This window comes from Peptostreptococcus faecalis, from assembly GCF_900240845.1.
GTDB classification, from domain to species: domain Bacteria; phylum Bacillota; class Clostridia; order Peptostreptococcales; family Peptostreptococcaceae; genus Peptostreptococcus; species Peptostreptococcus faecalis.
Map to the genome: position 1 here is coordinate 1,115,081 of NZ_OERU01000001.1, position 15,760 is coordinate 1,130,840.

Here is a 15,760-nt window from a genome sequence, read left to right on the forward strand (position 1 = left end):
TGTATTATCCATTCACAGCAGCTGCGCATTTTCTTAATATACTTTCACTTATTCCACCAAGTGACACTAATTCATTTGCTCCACTAAGTGCTGTTTTGTCACTGTTAAGACCCACAAGTGCAATTGGACTCACATTTCTACCAGCCAAAGGACCACCTGTCAATGCATCAACCAACTTATAACCATCACTCAAATAGATCTTTGTAGGATAATCTTTATAAAAGTTCTTTATTACGGCTGCATTTGTTTTATATCTGTCGTCTCCACTAATTCTAGTAGCAGAAATACTGCTCACTAGTCCAGTTGACATCAGGTTTCTTCCTCCAATTGCATACACATTTCTAGTTTTTTCAATAATAGACGCAGTTACATCATTAATAGTAGATCCATTTGTCAGAAGAACAGGTTCTCCATCTCTAGATGCAACAGCTGAAATACTCATAGCATCTGCCTCACCTTTATTACCATTTGTTACAAATACTTTTCCAATAGATCCCTTTATATTAATGATTTCTTTAGCAATGTTATTACTTGTTTCAATTCTATCGCTTCCCCCAATTCTCTTTACTGAAAATCCACCCATATTTTCATCTTTTAGTTGGTTCTCTACGGATTTACTGATAGAGTTTTCTGAACCGATTATATATATTTTTTTCGCTATATCCAATCTTAACTGTGTTTCATTTGGAATGCTATCCTTTTTAACAAGTAAAATAGGTGCTTTTATAACTCCTGATAGACCACTCGCACTCAATCCATCAGCCAAATTTTTATCCGCATTAACTAGTATAACTGAATCATATGATCCCATATCACCAGAAATTGATCCTGCTGTAGCATATCTATCGGCACCTTTTATTTGTCTTATTTCATCATATGTCATGGCCTTTGACATTACGCCAAACTGTGAAAGTAAAGCAAGAGCCAGAGAAAATGACACAATCTTATTTTTTAAACTCATATATTTCCCTCCTATTTTTTAAAAAAAGAAAACAGCCCAAAAGGCTGTTTTTCTAAGAATACTATCTTTCGCACTCTTGGTTAGCAACTGTGCAAGATGTCTTACACGCAGATTGACATGAAGTCTGACATTCTCCACATCCACCCTTTGCTGCGCTTTCCTTTAAAGTAGCCTTTGAAAGAGTTTTTACATGCTTCTTTTCCATAGTAATCCCCCCATTTAATTAGTTTTCTCTATCGATTATACCATATAATAGAAAAAAAGAGTAGTACTTTTAAAATACTACTCTTTCAATTAGTCTTCTAACTTATCTTCAACTTCTTCAACTTCCTCGTCCTTAGAAGCTTTTTCAACTACTCTTCCTATAGCCCATTTTTCAAAAGGAACCTTTGTTCTACTTGGTCCAAGATCAAGAACTATCTTATCTTCTTCAACCTTAGCAACTTTTGCAATTATTCCGCCAATAGTTATTACAGTATCTCCTTTTTCAATTGAGTTTCTCATATCTTTTAGCTTTTGTTCTTTTTTTCTCTGCGGTCTTATAAGTATGAAGTAGAATATTGCAAATATTAATATCCAAACTCCTATGCTCATAATCATTTGATTCTGTGGCATATTATTCCTCCTAATGTAATTTTTAAAATATTACGTATATATCTATTATAAACTATATATAGTTTATTTGCCATAATATTTTTCAAAAAACTCTTCTTTATAATCAAGCAATCTATCTTGCATTATTGCCTCTCTTACCTCTTTCATCATCTTTAATAAAAATCTAAGGTTGTGTATAGTCAGCAATCTCGCTCCCAAAATTTCGTTAGTCTTTATTAGATGTCTAATATATGCTTTTGTATAATTTTTACAAGTATGACAGTCGCACTCTGGATCTAATGTTGTAAAATCTTCAGCATATGCAGCATTTCTAACGACAACTTTTCCGTTGCTCGTCATTGCAGTACCATTTCTAGCTATTCTTGTAGGAAGTACACAGTCAAACATATCAACGCCTCTTATTACACCTTCAAGAAGATCATCTGGAGATCCAACCCCCATTAAATATCTTGGTTTATCTTCTGGTAATAGAGGGACTGTATAATCAAGTATTTCATACATCAATTCTTTAGGTTCTCCAACGCTAACTCCACCTATAGCATATCCCGGAAGATCTATTGATGTAATTTCTCTAGCTGACTGTTCTCTTAAATCTCTGTACATTCCACCTTGAACGATTCCAAAAAGTGCTTGATTTTCATAATTTTTATGTGCTTCCTTGCATCTTTTAAGCCATCTTGTAGTTCTTTCTAGTGATTTTTTTACATATTCTCTATCTGCCGGATAAGGTGCACACTCATCAAATGCCATCATGATATCTGATCCTAGTGCATTTTGTATTTCTACTGCCTTTTCAGGTGAAAGAACATGTTTTGATCCGTCTATATGAGATCTAAACTCTACACCTTCTTCAGTTATTTTTCTTAAATCTCCTAAACTAAATACCTGAAATCCTCCACTATCTGTCAATATTGGTCTGTCCCAATTCATAAATTTATGAAGTCCACCAGCCTTTTTAATTAGATCGTGACCTGGTCTAAGGTATAAATGGTATGTATTGCTCAGAATAATCTGAGATTCTATTTCTTTTAATTCATCTGGAGTCATAGCTTTTACAGTAGCTTGCGTTCCTACCGGCATAAATATAGGTGTTTCAATAACTCCATGTGGAGTATGTAATCTCCCCAGTCTAGCTCCTGACTGTTTGCATGTTTTTATAAGTTCATATTTTACTGCGTACATATAAATTCCTCTCTAATAGCTTTTTAATTGCTTTTTAATTGCTTTTTAATTACTTTTTTAAATTTATCTATTTTAAATACATTGCGTCTCCAAAACTAAAAAATCTATACTTATTTTCTACTGCTTCTTTATATGCATTTAGCACGTTAACTTTGCTTGATAGTGCACTTACTAGCATTATTAACGTAGATTCTGGTAAGTGAAAATTAGTTATAAGGTTATCCACTACATTAAATTTGTACCCTGGGTATATAAATATATCCGTCCATCCACTTTTTTCTATCACATAGCCATCTTTACAAGATGATTCTATCGTTCTGCAGCTAGTTGTTCCTACACATATAACTTTCTTTCTATTTTTTTTAGCTTTATTTATTTTTTCTGCAGCTTCTTTTTCTACTCTAAAATATTCTGAATGCATCTTATGGCTGTCCACATCATCAACTTTTACAGGTCTAAAAGTCCCAAGCCCAACATGTAACGTTACAAATGCAATATCTATCCCTTTATTTTTAATTTGATCTAATAGCTCATTCGTAAAATGTAAACCTGCTGTAGGAGCTGCGGCAGACCCATTATTTTTAGAATATACTGTCTGATATCTTTCTCTATCTTCCAATACTTCTGTTATATATGGAGGAAGAGGCATATTTCCCAATTCATCCAATACTTCTTCGAATATTCCTTCATAGCTAAATTTTACTATTCTAGAACCTTCATCCGTAATATCGACAACTTCTGCAACTAATTTATTTTCACCAAAACTGAATTTAGATCCAATCTTAGCTTTCTTACCTGGCTTCACAAGAGTCTCCCAAGTATCATCTTCATTTCTTTTTAATAATAAAAACTCTATTTTTCCACCAGTATCTAATTTTTCACCAATTAACCTAGCTGGGATAACTCTTGTATCATTCATTACAAGACAATCCCCTTCATCTAAATATTCTATTATATCTCTAAATACTTTATGTTCAATTTCTCCTGTAATTTTATCCATTACCATCAATTTCGAACTCGATCTATCCGATATTGGAACTTGTGCTATAAGTTCGTTAGGAAGATCATAAAAAAAGTCACTCGTCTTCATTTTTTTGCCTTTCTATTTTTCTTTTAGTGGTATCCCTAAATGTTTGTATGCTCTCGGCATAGCTATACGACCCCTAGCGGCTCTATTTATAAATCCTAATTGAAGAAGATATGGTTCATACACATCCTCTATAGTATTTCTATCTTCTCCAATAGATGCTGCAAGGGTATCCAATCCAACCGGACCACCTGAAAATTTATCTATTATTGTATTTAATAATTTTATATCTATAAAATCTAATCCTAACGGATCAACTCCTATTAATTCTAAGGCACTCTTTGCTACTTCATCCGTTATTGTCCCTTCTGCCTTCACTTGAGCAAAATCTCTTACTCTTTTTAGCAATCTATTTGCAATTCTAGGTGTACCCCTTGATCTCTTTGCAATTTGTAGTGCTCCCTCATCAAGTATACCTGCATCTAGAATATTAGAAGATCTCCTTACAATTTCGGCTAGTTCTTCTTCATTATAGTAGTCGAGTTTACATATAACACCAAATCTATCTCTAAGTGGATTTGTAAGCATACCTGCTCTTGTCGTAGCTCCAATCAGAGTGAATTTTGGTAAGTCTAGCCTTATACTTCTCGCTGAAGGACCTTTACCTATTATAATATCCAGACAATAATCCTCCATTGCTGGATACAAAACTTCTTCTACATTTCTATTTATTCTATGAATTTCATCGATAAATAATACATCATTTTCTTGCAAATTTGTCAATATAGCAGCTAAGTCTCCAGCTCTTTCGATTGCTGGCCCTGATGTAATTCTTAAATTAACTCCCATTTCATTTGCTATAATACCTGCAAGTGTCGTTTTTCCTAGTCCAGGAGGTCCGTATAATAATACATGGTCCAAAGCTTCACTTCTATTTTTTGCGGCTTCTATGAATATTCTTAACTGTTCTTTTGATTTTTCTTGACCTAAATATTCATCAAGAGATTTTGGCCTAAGAGTATTTTCTATATCAAAATCTTCTTCTTTCATTGTAGAAGTAATTATTCGTTCTTCATCCATTTATTTTACCTCCTTTAAAATTTAATACTGCTTTTCATTATATATTCAAGTGATTTTTTTACTATATCCTCTGTCTCCATACCTGGTTGTTTTACAAAGTATACTGCTTCTTGTGATTCCTGCTTAGAATATCCTAAAGACATTAATGCTTCTATCGCTTCTTCTTCGCTATTAGAAACTTGTTTTGAGTCCACAATATTTTGTTCATTTTCAAAATCATCTTCATCTATTGCAATTTTATTAACTTTATCTTTTAGTTCTAATACAATTCTTTCTGCAGTTTTTTTACCTACACCAGGAGCTTTCGATAAAGAAGCTGTATCTGCATTTCTTATATATTTATACAGCTGATTTGGTGTTGCAAAAGACAATATTGACAACCCTACCTTTGTACCTATCTTTGACACTGATGTTAATAAATTGAACATCTCTTGCTCTTGTTCCGAATAAAAACCACATAGACTAATATCATCTTCTCTTACTATCATCTTTGAATAAATCTTTACTTCTTCTCCTAATGATAGCTGTGATATTGTATTTGAAGAAACATTTAGTTTAAATCCTACTCCATTGTTTTCTACTATTATAAAATCTATCCCAACATCTTCTACAATACCTTTTATATACCCAATCATAATACGATACCTTTCTCTTAATTACTTATATATCAATAAAATTTGCTTAGCTCTTTATCTAATTTATTTGAATGTGCATGACATATTCCCACTGCTAGCGCATCTGCCACATCATCTGGTTTAGGAATTTCATTCAAATTTAAAAATGAAGTAACCATCTTTTGTACTTGCTCTTTCGGAGCTCTACCATATCCACATACGCCTTGTTTTACCTGAAGTGGAGTATATTCATATACAGGTTTATTGTTTTGTGTACACGAAAGAAGAATTACTCCCCTTGCTTGTGCTACAGTTATAGCTGTTTTTACGTTTTTATTGAAGAAAAGTTCTTCAATACCTACTTCATCTATGTTATACATTTTAAATAATTGATTCATACCCTTATATATGAGCTCTAACCTGTCTACAATATCCATGCCTGCAGGCGTAGTAATAGCTCCATAGTCAATAGGCCTAAACTTACTATTTTTATATTCTACTACTCCATAACCTATTATTGCCAACCCTGGATCTATACCTAATATTATCATAATATCTCACTTTCAATAGTTTTATCGTTACTAATAATTTTACTATTACTAATATTTCTATCATATACTTATACAATATTCGAATTATAATCTTAATTTTAATCAGTTCCTTAAATTTATACCATCATTCATTTTATCATACTTGATCTTTTTTAACAAATTAGACAAATATTTTTTTCAAAAAAAAAGAGGCAAAAGCCTCTTTTTCATTTTTCTTATAAATATAGATTTATTAGCAAATTATTCATTAAATAATTCGACAGTCTTATTTGTATCTTTTTAATATTTTAATAATTATTATTTATTATCTAAAACTACTATATCTATGTTTCTTCTTCCAAAGTTCATCATCTGAGAATATGAAGTCATAAATATATCTATCTTTGTTCCTTTTATAATACCACCTGTATCATTGGCGATAAATACTTTATCAAAGTATGGTACGTATACCTTTGATCCTAGTGGAATAACCTTAGGATCTACTGCTATAGTTCCCCATCTAGGCTTTTGACCTGATGCTGTTATTGTGTGACCTGTATATGCACTTGCATTTGAAACATATTTTTTACCAGTTCCTAATACATTCCCCTTTTTGTCATAAAATACATTTTTATTAGTATTAGAAGATGTTGAAGTCTTTTGAGAGTTAGCGTCTTCTTTAATTTCATTTCTTAAAACTCCACTATCACTAAAGTTATATTTTTTCCCACCTATACTCTGTACTCCTGTTACCATTACTCCATTACCGTTGAAGTAATACCATAAACCGTTGACTCTATTCCAGCCATAAGTTCTTTCTCCATTCGCATTTAAATATATGTAATCATTTCCTGATTTACTCCATCCCATATTTGTAGTAAATACATTCTCAGCAGCTTCTACTGTATCTGCAAAAGATACTCCTATTAAACTAGTTCCTATTGTCGACATTAAAATTAATGCTCCCAATGTAGTTGATATTGCTTTTTTCATATTATTTCTCCTTTATGTTTAGAATATTTCACCCTGTAATTAAATTTGACCTCAATTTCGGCCTCAAAAAAGTAACAATTTGTAACTTTTATTTCTTTCACTTACATAGTTTAATATAAAAATTACAAAAAAGCAACTTTTTTTTCAATCTTTTACACCTCATTATAGCCATAATACAGTAATATCAAGTTATAAACCGCTAATAAATAAATTACATTTTGTAACTTTTTTATGACATTCTTTTAGTAAAAAGAAACAAAAAAACTTTTTCCTATTCTTAAAATATTTTTCCTATCTCCAGATTTGCATAGTTATTTTTATTAATCATCAGTCAATTTTCACTATATTTTATCTACTATATAAATTGACTTTAAACTCCGTTCAGTGTAGTATTATATTAAAGAGTACTCAACAATATGGGAGGTGTAATTATGGGTTTAACCAATGTGATTAAGAGAAAAAGAAGAGAAGCTGAAAAAAAGAAAAGAAAAGAAAAAGCTTTAAAATATGCAAAAATTGCTGCTGCTAGTGCTACAGTCGGAGTAGTGAGTGGTGTCTTAATTGCTCCTCAATCAGGAAAAGAGACTATTGGGGATATAAAAGAAGGCGCTTCAAATACAGGAAAAGCAATAGCAGAGACATCAAAATCTATTTCAGATAAGACTACCCAGTCTATTGAAGACACTAAAAGTAAAATCAAAGATTCCAAACACAAAATAAAAGATTATTTTGATAAAAAAGAAGCAGAAATAGAAGTGATTGCACTTGGAGATAGTGCTGATTCTGATGTTTCAAATGAAGCAAATTCGAGTGAAGAAATAAATAAAAGCGAAAACGCTGAAAATTAAGAGGTATATTAGATGACATTTACGATAGACACGCAGACTATTTTGTTTATATTGGCCATATTAGGCTGTATAGCCCTTATTTTTTTAATTTTACTCCTAAAGAGGCTAAACGGTTTACTATTGAGCATAGAAACTCTAATTAACCAAAATTCAGCAAATGTAAGTTTAACAATTGCAAAACTACCTGGATTAGCTACAAATGTAGATGCCGTAGTAGATAATGCAAAAGACGTCACTGATGTAGCTGTTGATGTAGCATCAGATGTGTTAGTTGCCAAAGAAAAAATAAAATCTGGAATATCTACATCTCTAGATATTGCTAGCATTATAAAAAATAGTTTCAAAAAATAAAAAATACCCAGGTTTATAAACCTGGGTATTTTTTATTATATGATATTTATTTTAAACTCATAATTATTAAGCTAACTGTGCCTTAGCAACTTCTACTAGCTTTGTAAATCCTGCTGGATCAGCTATAGCCATTTCAGCAAGCATCTTTCTGTTTACTTCTATTTCAGCCTTCTTTAATCCATTCATGAATTTTGAGTATGACATATCGTTCATTCTACAAGCTGCATTGATTCTCTGAATCCAAAGCTTTCTGAAATCTCTCTTCTTTAATCTTCTTCCTATGTAAGCATTGTTTAAAGCTTTCATAACAAATTGGTTTGAAGTCTTAAATAATTTACTTCTAGCCCCTCTGTAACCTGATGAAAGTTTAATTACTTTTTTATGTCTCTTATGGGCATTCATACCCTTTTTTACTCTTGCCATTATAACCCCTCCTAAATACTAATCTTACTTATATGGTAACAATTGTGCTATTCTTTTTGCATCACCTTCGCTTACTAATGTTCCTTTTCTTAAGTTCATCTTAGTTTTAGGTGATTTCTTTGTAAGTATATGACTTTTATAAGCTTTCGCTCTCTTAAGCTTTCCGCTTCCTGTTCTTTTTAATCTTTTTGCTGCACCTCTGTGTGTCTTCATCTTTGGCATAACAAAATCCTCCTCTCAATATTATCTATTTTTTTGGATCTATAATCGCAACCATATTATTTCCCTCTAATTTAGGGAGTTTACTTGGTTCTCCAAACTCACTTAACATTTCTATAAACTTCATAATTACTTCTCTACCAATATCTTTATGTCCAAGTTCTCTTCCTCTAAATCTTAGTTCAACTTTTACCTTGTCTCCCTTTTGTAGGAACTTAATAGCATTATTGGCTTTTGTTCTAAGATCATTATCCCCAATTCCCGGTCTAAGTCTTATTTCTTTTACACTTACTATTTTTTGCTTTTTCTTAGCTTCTTTTTCTTTTCTGGCTTGTTCATATTTGAACTTTCCATAGTCTAATATCCTACAAACAGGCGGTTGTGCATTTGGAGAAATAGCTGCCAAATCTAAATTCTTTTCAGCTGCTAAATCTAAAGCTTGTCTTAAGCTCATGATTCCCAATTGTTCCCCAGTTTCAGAAATTACTCTAACGTCTTTTGCTTTAATTTCTTCGTTGATTGTTAGCTCTTTACTAATACCAGACACCTCTACTTTCTTTCTTCACAAATATACTTGCAAAATAAAAAGACGGATTAAAAAATCCGTCGTAAGTTCTATACAAAAAGGCAAATTTTGCCTACTTCTGCTGACTTATCGACCTTACTAAGCTGTGCCGTAAGGTGAGAACGGATTCTACTTCTTTTTATCACTTGTTTAGTATATCCCATTTTCGATAATATGTCAACAATTTATTTAGATATTATTTCATATCCGTCTTCTGTAACTAATAACTGGTGCTCCCACTGAGCCGATAAAGAACCATCCTTAGTATATGAAGTCCATCCATTTTTCTTATCTAAATAAACTTGAGGCTTACCTATATTTATCATAGGTTCAATCGTAAACATCATCCCTGGAACCATCAACATGCCAGTATCTCTTCTTCCTACATGAGAAACAAACGGTTCTTCATGGAATTCATTTCCAATACCATGTCCACCAAACATAGTCACAACAGAATAACCTCTTTCTTCTGCGTATTCCTGTATAGCTGCACCAATATCTCCTATATGTCCCCATGGTTTTACTTGCTCAATGCCTATTTCAAGACACTCTTTTGTAACTTCCACTAGTTTTCTTGCTTCTTCTGATACTTCTCCTATCATAAACATTCTAGATGCATCTGAGTAGTATCCATCTTTAATCGTAGATATATCAACATTTATTATATCTCCATTTTTTAGCACTACGCTATCTGATGGTATTCCATGACACACTTCATTGTTTATAGATGTACAACAACTTTTTGGAAATCCTTCATAATCAAGTGGCGCTGGTATAGCTCCATGTTCTACTGTATATGAATGCACTAACTTATCAATTTCTTCAGTAGTTATACCTTCTTTTATATATTTTGATATATAGTCTAGAACGCCTGTATTTACCTTAGCGCTTTCTTTTATTTTTTCTATTTCATTCGGTGTTTTTATTGTAAATCTATCAGGCACAATTTCACCTTTCAATTCATGTTCTCTTATTTTTTCATCCATTTCCATATGGCATTTTTTATATTTAAGGCCACTTCCACACCAGCACTTATCATTTCTATTTTGCATATCGTCCTCCTATATTAATAGTAATAAAGCTTCCTACCATATTATAATACCACAATATTATAATTATAATTACTTTTAAATAAAATATTCTTGTTATTTCTAAATTATCATTATTATATTGTATCGATACTTTTTGTTTTTATTATCATTTAGCCTATATTCAATTGACTTTTTTAACTCTAAATAATAGAATTGTATTGTAATTATTCTTTTAAAAGGGGTGTCATAATGAAAAACCAAAAATTAATGAAGCTTAGTCAAACCGCTATATTAGCTGCCCTTTGCTTTATAACATTCACATTTTTACAAATTAAAATTCCTATACCTGGTGGAGATGCAACATCGATACATTTTGGTAATGTATTTTTAGTATTAGCAGCTCTTTTACTTGGAGGATTCTACGGTGGACTCGCTGGAGCCATTGGCATGACACTTGCCGATATTATGGATCCCGTATACATATTAGTTGCTCCTAAAACTTTTATATTAAAGTTTTGTATAGGTTTAATTGTCGGACTGATAGCACATAAATATGCAAAAATCAATGAAAGTTCAGATAGTAAATATATTTTCAAGTGGGCTTTAATCGCATCTATAGCCGGAATGGCTTTTAATGTGTTTGCAGATCCTTTCGTTGGTTACTTCTATAAGATTTACATATTAGGTCAGCCTGCTAATGTTGCTTCAATACTTGCAAAATTAAATGCGGGAGTAACTTTTTTCAATGCTATTACAGCAGTTACCGTGTCTATTTTAATTTATTCTTCACTTAGACCTATTCTTATTAAAAATAATCTTTTACTAGATTATCATATGAAAAAAAATAATTTCAATATAAGTGCCTCATAGTTTTTTTAATAAAAATAAAGAAGCGTCCAAGAATTAGTTAAAACTAATTCTTGGACGCTTTTTTATTTTTTATTAATTTCTTTTACGTTTATTCAATTCCGTTTTACAGCAATTCCATATCTACATTTTCCCTATCAGAAATCTGCTTTTGAATTTTTTCTAAGAAAGTATTCATTTCCATAGAATCTAATTCACCTTCATCTCTTGATCTAACAGAAATTGTTCCGTTTTCTTGTTCCTTTTCTCCTACTACTATCATGTATGGTATTTTTTCAAGCTGTGCTTCTCTTATTTTGAATCCTACTTTTTCAGCCCTATCATCTAGTTCTACTCTTAAGCCTTCGTCGAATAATCTATCAACTACTTTATTTGCGTATTCATTGTACTTATCTGATACTGAAATAACTTTTACCTGACAAGGAGCAAGCCAAACTGGGAATTTACCAGCATAGTTTTCTATAAGTATACCTATAAATCTTTCAATAGATCCAAGGCAAACTCTGTGAATCATAACTGGTCTATGCTTTTCTCCATCTTTACCAATATATGTAGCATCAAATCTTTGAGGAAGCTGCATATCTAACTGGATAGTTCCACACTGCCATGTTCTTCCTATACAGTCTTTTAGATGGAAGTCAATCTTAGGACCATAAAAAGCTCCATCCCCCTCATTTATTATATAGTCCATTCCTAATTCATCTAATGCACCCTTAAGACCATCTTCAGCGATTGCCCATTCTTCATCTGTTCCCATTGAATCTTCTGGTCTAGTAGACAACTCTACATGATATGTAAATCCAAATTTAGTGTAAACTTGATCTATTAGATTAATTACACCCTTTATTTCATCTCTTATTTGTTCTGGTAACATAAATATATGTGCATCATCTTGAGTAAAAGCTCTTACTCTCATCAATCCATGAAGTGCTCCAGAAAGTTCGTGTCTATGAACTCTACCTCTTTCAGCAACTCTCATTGGGAAATCTCTATATGAATGTAGTTTAGACTTGTAGAAAATCATGGCTCCCGGACAGTTCATTGGCTTAACAGCATAATCTTCTTCATCAATTTCTAAAGTATACATGTTTTCCTTATAGTGGAACCAGTGACCTGAAGTCTCCCATAATTTTCTATTCAGCATAATAGGAGTTTCTATTTCAACGTACTTATCTTCTCTATGTATTTCTTCCCAATACTTCATAAGAGCATGCTTTAACTCTACACCTCTAGGTAAAAATAGTGGGAAACCTGGTCCTTCTTCTGGAATCATGAATAATTCCATTTCTTTACCTATTTTTCTATGGTCTCTCTTTTTAGCTTCTTCTAACATCTTTAAATATTCATCTAGATCTTTTTTCTTTTCAAAAGAAGTTCCATACACTCTTTGAAGCATTTTATTTTTTTCATCACCTCTCCAGTATGCACCTGCAATACTTTGAAGCTTAAATGCCTTAATTTTTTTAGTACTTTGAAGGTGTGGTCCTCTACATAAGTCTACAAATTCACCTTGTCTATACATTGATATTACTTCATCTTCTGGAAGATCTTCTATCATTTCTACTTTATAATCTTCACCTATTTTTTTCATCATGTCAATTGCCACATCTCTTGAAACTTCAAAACCTTCTATCTTCAAGTCTTCTTTGACAATCTTCTTCATTTCTTTTTCTATTTTTTCTAAATCCTCTGGTACCAACTTATGATCTAAATCAAAATCATAGTAAAAACCATTTTCTATAGAAGGACCTATAGCTATCTTCGCTTCAGGCCAAAGTCTCTTAAGCGCCTGTGCAAATATATGTGCACTAGTATGTCTAAAAACATCCTTTCCTTCTTCATCTTCAAATCTGTAAAAACTTACCTTTACGTCTTCATTTAATTCTTCATTCAAACTAGCCATTCTTCCATCAACTGAAGCAACTAATACACTTCTAGCAAATCCATCACTAATCTCTTTTGCTACATCTAATAAAGAAGAGCCTTTTTTTACTTGAATTATATTTCCATCTTTCAATTCAACATTGATCATTTCTAATACCTCCATTTTTTAATATCACAATATAATATTTGGCAATGATATGCATAATATTATATTAATTTTTTAAATAAAAAAACTCGCCCCTAAAAATTGGGACGAGTAAATCGCGGTTCCACCCAAGTTGGTGTATAAATACACCCTCTCGAAATGACTTTAAGGCAGTCAACCAGACATTTTCACCTAAGCTAATGAGTCTTGCTCAAAGGTAGTTTTCTGATAACTCTTTTCTCGTGAACTTTCAGCCTAAGGTTCAACTTCTCTGTAGATGATATTTACCATACTCTTCCTTTTTCATAGCATTATATTAATATTTAATGATATCTTATATTAACACATAAATTTAATTTTGGCAATATTCTTTTATTATTTACTAATTTAAATCTTAAATAATTCGCTTCCACTTATTTAAAAAACTATTAATCCTCCATAGTCTTTTAATTTATTAGAATCTAAATTCATTATTTTTTTGCCTTTTTTATCAATAAACTTTTTTATACTGTTACTATTGGGATGTTCATTTATATTTCCAAAAAAACAAATATTGTCATTTCCCAGTTGAGCTGATGCTCCTCCAATAAATCCGTAATTCATGCCTTGCAATTCTATATTTCCCTCTTCAATCTTTAAAATATCTAAATCAGTATTTTTTAATGTCTTAAATATACCTTCATCAGAAGTAATTAATGAATTTTCATCAACACAGCAAATTGAACAATTAGCATAACCTTGATTTATATTGATAAATTTAGCATCTATCTCTTTTAATCTGCTAATTAATCTTTCATCTATATAATTAAAATTCCCAATAGCATATTTTCCTGTGTAGCATAAATTGTATTTTACATCAGAAGGATATGATTTATCTAAAAATGAATCACCTTCAATTAAGAGATACTTATTTTTAAAATCAGCATCTTCTATAATTTTTTTATAGTATGAATATGACTCTTTTGAAGAAATAAAGTTTTTTCCATCGAAAAAAAGAGAAATATCCACATGACCTGATAGAGAGGGATGCACGTTAGTATTGTTGAATGAATCATATATTTTATAACCTAGTTTTTCTAAGTTATTTTTCATCTGATCTTCCATCCTATAATCTACTATTACCCTTTTAATATAAATTCACACCTTTCTTTTATTATTTACTGATAAAATTATATAGTTTTTTCGATAAACCTTCCCAAGATAGATCTCCAATTTCAACACATCTTGTTCTGTCTTTTTTTCTATACTCTATTGCTTTTATTAGAGACTCTCTTAGCCTACTTTCAAAAGCTGGAATTTCATCTTCCATAGGGACTGATACCTTCTCCATTTTAGGTAAAGATACATAGTCAATCATGCCACAATTATTTATTTTATCTCCCATCCATCTTTTTACACCAGGCACATCTGTCGATATAACATAGTTTCCACAAGCCATAGCTTCTAATATTACAAGTGGAAGCCCTTCATAATAAGATGGCAATACAAATATATCTGATTTATTTAAGATTTCAGCTAATTTTTCTTGATTGACTCTACCTGCAAATTCAATTTCATACTTAGAGTTATTTGCACATGACTTGATATCTTCGACTTCATCCAAGTCACTGCCATCTCCTGCCATAATAAATTTTATTGAGTCTTTTCCATAGTCCAACTCTTCAAGACATTCGATAAATGGTTTTAGCCCCTTACTATATGATATCTTCCCTGCATATGATATAGTAATTTGTCCATTTTTTTCGTAGCACTTATTGTTAAATACATTCTTATTGTATCCACTTCCCAACACTTCTACTTTTTCGCTTGGTAAGTTGAATAAATCCTCAATAATACCCTTTTGATCATGATGCAGCGAAAAAATCATATCTAATTTAGAAATATTTTCTAAAATGTATTTTTTCTTAAAATCATGTGATTTCAACTGCCTAATACATGTTCCATGACATATTGCCACAATCTTTTTATCTGGTAAAAACTCACGGACTATAGAAGTCGCATAGTATAAATGATGACATACGATTACATCAGGATCACAGTACTTCAAGGCTTCTTCAAGTGCTGAAATTATATTTTTTTTCATTTTTTCAGCCATATCATCGTTCATGTCTCTATATCTTGTGCTTGGATATGGCATACTATCACTCATTCCAGGGACATTAAAGTTCAAATCACCTGCATTATAAACTACTGGAAATAGTTTGAAATTCTCTCCAAATTTATCGTATATAGATTCTATGCTATCTGTTTTATCAATACCTGCAATCAATGTTTGTGAGCTACACATCGGCTCTAATCCTTTTATAAGGCCACTAAGGTAGATCCCACTTCCTGTCGAATCCGGTTTTTGGGCGCTTATATGAAGAATATTCATAAAAAAGTCCTCCTATTAATTTTATTATTTTTAATTATAAATTTTATCAAT

At 31.5% G+C, this 15,760-nt stretch carries 19 protein-coding genes and 1 other annotated feature; of the genes, 3 read left to right on the forward strand and 16 right to left on the reverse strand.

Going from position 1 to position 15,760, the window contains the following annotated elements; translation table 11 throughout:
* Positions 1-4: 4 nt before the first annotated feature.
* The 9 genes from C0982_RS05080 to C0982_RS05120 all read right to left on the reverse strand — a co-directional run bounded on the left by C0982_RS05080 (position 5) and on the right by C0982_RS05120 (position 7,002).
* Positions 5-961, reverse strand: a complete 957-nt coding sequence (locus C0982_RS05080; RefSeq protein WP_101773131.1) for a cell wall-binding repeat-containing protein — start codon at positions 959-961, stop codon at positions 5-7.
* A 61-nt stretch (positions 962-1,022) separates the two neighbouring features.
* Positions 1,023-1,166 (reverse strand): six-cysteine ranthipeptide SCIFF, encoded by a 144-nt coding sequence (gene scfA, locus C0982_RS05085; protein WP_007789995.1) that lies wholly within the window; start codon positions 1,164-1,166, stop codon positions 1,023-1,025.
* A gap of 89 nt (positions 1,167-1,255) precedes the next feature.
* On the reverse strand, positions 1,256-1,576 hold the full coding sequence (gene yajC / locus C0982_RS05090) for a preprotein translocase subunit YajC (protein ID WP_101773132.1): 321 nt from the start codon (positions 1,574-1,576) through the stop codon (positions 1,256-1,258).
* Positions 1,577-1,639: 63 nt separating this feature from the next.
* Positions 1,640-2,758, reverse strand: a complete 1,119-nt coding sequence (gene tgt, locus C0982_RS05095) for a tRNA guanosine(34) transglycosylase Tgt (protein ID WP_101773133.1) — start codon at positions 2,756-2,758, stop codon at positions 1,640-1,642.
* A gap of 67 nt (positions 2,759-2,825) precedes the next feature.
* Positions 2,826-3,848 (reverse strand): tRNA preQ1(34) S-adenosylmethionine ribosyltransferase-isomerase QueA, encoded by a 1,023-nt coding sequence (gene queA / locus C0982_RS05100; protein ID WP_101773134.1) that lies wholly within the window; start codon positions 3,846-3,848, stop codon positions 2,826-2,828.
* A gap of 12 nt (positions 3,849-3,860) precedes the next feature.
* Positions 3,861-4,865: a Holliday junction branch migration DNA helicase RuvB gene (ruvB, locus tag C0982_RS05105; RefSeq protein WP_101773135.1), complete on the reverse strand. Its 1,005-nt coding sequence runs from the start codon at positions 4,863-4,865 to the stop codon at positions 3,861-3,863.
* Between the two features lie 14 nt (positions 4,866-4,879).
* Complete coding sequence (gene ruvA, locus C0982_RS05110; RefSeq protein ID WP_101773136.1) at positions 4,880-5,500, reverse strand: Holliday junction branch migration protein RuvA; 621 nt, start codon at positions 5,498-5,500, stop codon at positions 4,880-4,882.
* 32 nt (positions 5,501-5,532) lie between these two features.
* A complete protein-coding gene (gene ruvC / locus C0982_RS05115) occupies positions 5,533-6,030 on the reverse strand; it encodes a crossover junction endodeoxyribonuclease RuvC (protein ID WP_101773137.1) in 498 nt (165 codons plus the stop codon).
* A 297-nt stretch (positions 6,031-6,327) separates the two neighbouring features.
* The gene (locus C0982_RS05120; protein WP_242961496.1) at positions 6,328-7,002 is read right to left on the reverse strand and encodes a 3D domain-containing protein; all 675 of its coding nucleotides are present in this window, start codon (positions 7,000-7,002) and stop codon (positions 6,328-6,330) included.
* A gap of 431 nt (positions 7,003-7,433) precedes the next feature.
* Here C0982_RS05120 and C0982_RS05125 point away from each other — a divergent pair, with 431 nt between their 5' ends.
* Complete coding sequence (locus C0982_RS05125; protein ID WP_180946862.1) at positions 7,434-7,850, forward strand: YtxH domain-containing protein; 417 nt, start codon at positions 7,434-7,436, stop codon at positions 7,848-7,850.
* A 12-nt stretch (positions 7,851-7,862) separates the two neighbouring features.
* Positions 7,863-8,201, forward strand: coding sequence for a hypothetical protein (locus C0982_RS05130; protein ID WP_101773139.1), 339 nt, complete (start codon positions 7,863-7,865; stop codon positions 8,199-8,201).
* Positions 8,202-8,267: 66 nt separating this feature from the next.
* Here C0982_RS05130 and rplT read toward each other — a convergent pair whose 3' ends face one another.
* The 4 genes from rplT to C0982_RS05150 form a co-directional block, all read right to left on the reverse strand.
* Positions 8,268-8,624: a 50S ribosomal protein L20 gene (gene rplT, locus C0982_RS05135; RefSeq protein WP_101773140.1), complete on the reverse strand. Its 357-nt coding sequence runs from the start codon at positions 8,622-8,624 to the stop codon at positions 8,268-8,270.
* 24 nt (positions 8,625-8,648) lie between these two features.
* Positions 8,649-8,846: a 50S ribosomal protein L35 gene (gene rpmI, locus C0982_RS05140; protein ID WP_101773141.1), complete on the reverse strand. Its 198-nt coding sequence runs from the start codon at positions 8,844-8,846 to the stop codon at positions 8,649-8,651.
* A 25-nt stretch (positions 8,847-8,871) separates the two neighbouring features.
* Positions 8,872-9,390 (reverse strand): translation initiation factor IF-3, encoded by a 519-nt coding sequence (infC, locus tag C0982_RS05145; protein WP_242961497.1) that lies wholly within the window; start codon positions 9,388-9,390, stop codon positions 8,872-8,874.
* A 203-nt stretch (positions 9,391-9,593) separates the two neighbouring features.
* Entirely contained in the window at positions 9,594-10,460 is an 867-nt protein-coding gene (locus C0982_RS05150; RefSeq protein ID WP_101773142.1) for a methionyl aminopeptidase, read from the reverse strand.
* A gap of 228 nt (positions 10,461-10,688) precedes the next feature.
* Between C0982_RS05150 and C0982_RS05155 the strand changes: the two genes are divergently transcribed.
* Positions 10,689-11,309: an ECF transporter S component gene (locus tag C0982_RS05155; RefSeq protein ID WP_101773143.1), complete on the forward strand. Its 621-nt coding sequence runs from the start codon at positions 10,689-10,691 to the stop codon at positions 11,307-11,309.
* A gap of 103 nt (positions 11,310-11,412) precedes the next feature.
* Here the strand turns inward: C0982_RS05155 and thrS are convergent, their stop codons facing one another.
* The 3 genes from thrS to C0982_RS05170 form a co-directional block, all read right to left on the reverse strand.
* Positions 11,413-13,338 (reverse strand): threonine--tRNA ligase, encoded by a 1,926-nt coding sequence (gene thrS / locus C0982_RS05160; protein ID WP_101773144.1) that lies wholly within the window; start codon positions 13,336-13,338, stop codon positions 11,413-11,415.
* Positions 13,339-13,435: 97 nt separating this feature from the next.
* Positions 13,436-13,651 (reverse strand) — a binding site (T-box leader).
* A gap of 101 nt (positions 13,652-13,752) precedes the next feature.
* Positions 13,753-14,472, reverse strand: coding sequence for a DUF6873 family GME fold protein (locus C0982_RS05165; protein WP_330399788.1), 720 nt, complete (start codon positions 14,470-14,472; stop codon positions 13,753-13,755).
* Between the two features lie 16 nt (positions 14,473-14,488).
* Positions 14,489-15,709, reverse strand: a complete 1,221-nt coding sequence (locus tag C0982_RS05170; RefSeq protein WP_101773146.1) for a glycosyltransferase family 4 protein — start codon at positions 15,707-15,709, stop codon at positions 14,489-14,491.
* Positions 15,710-15,760 lie beyond the last annotated feature (51 nt).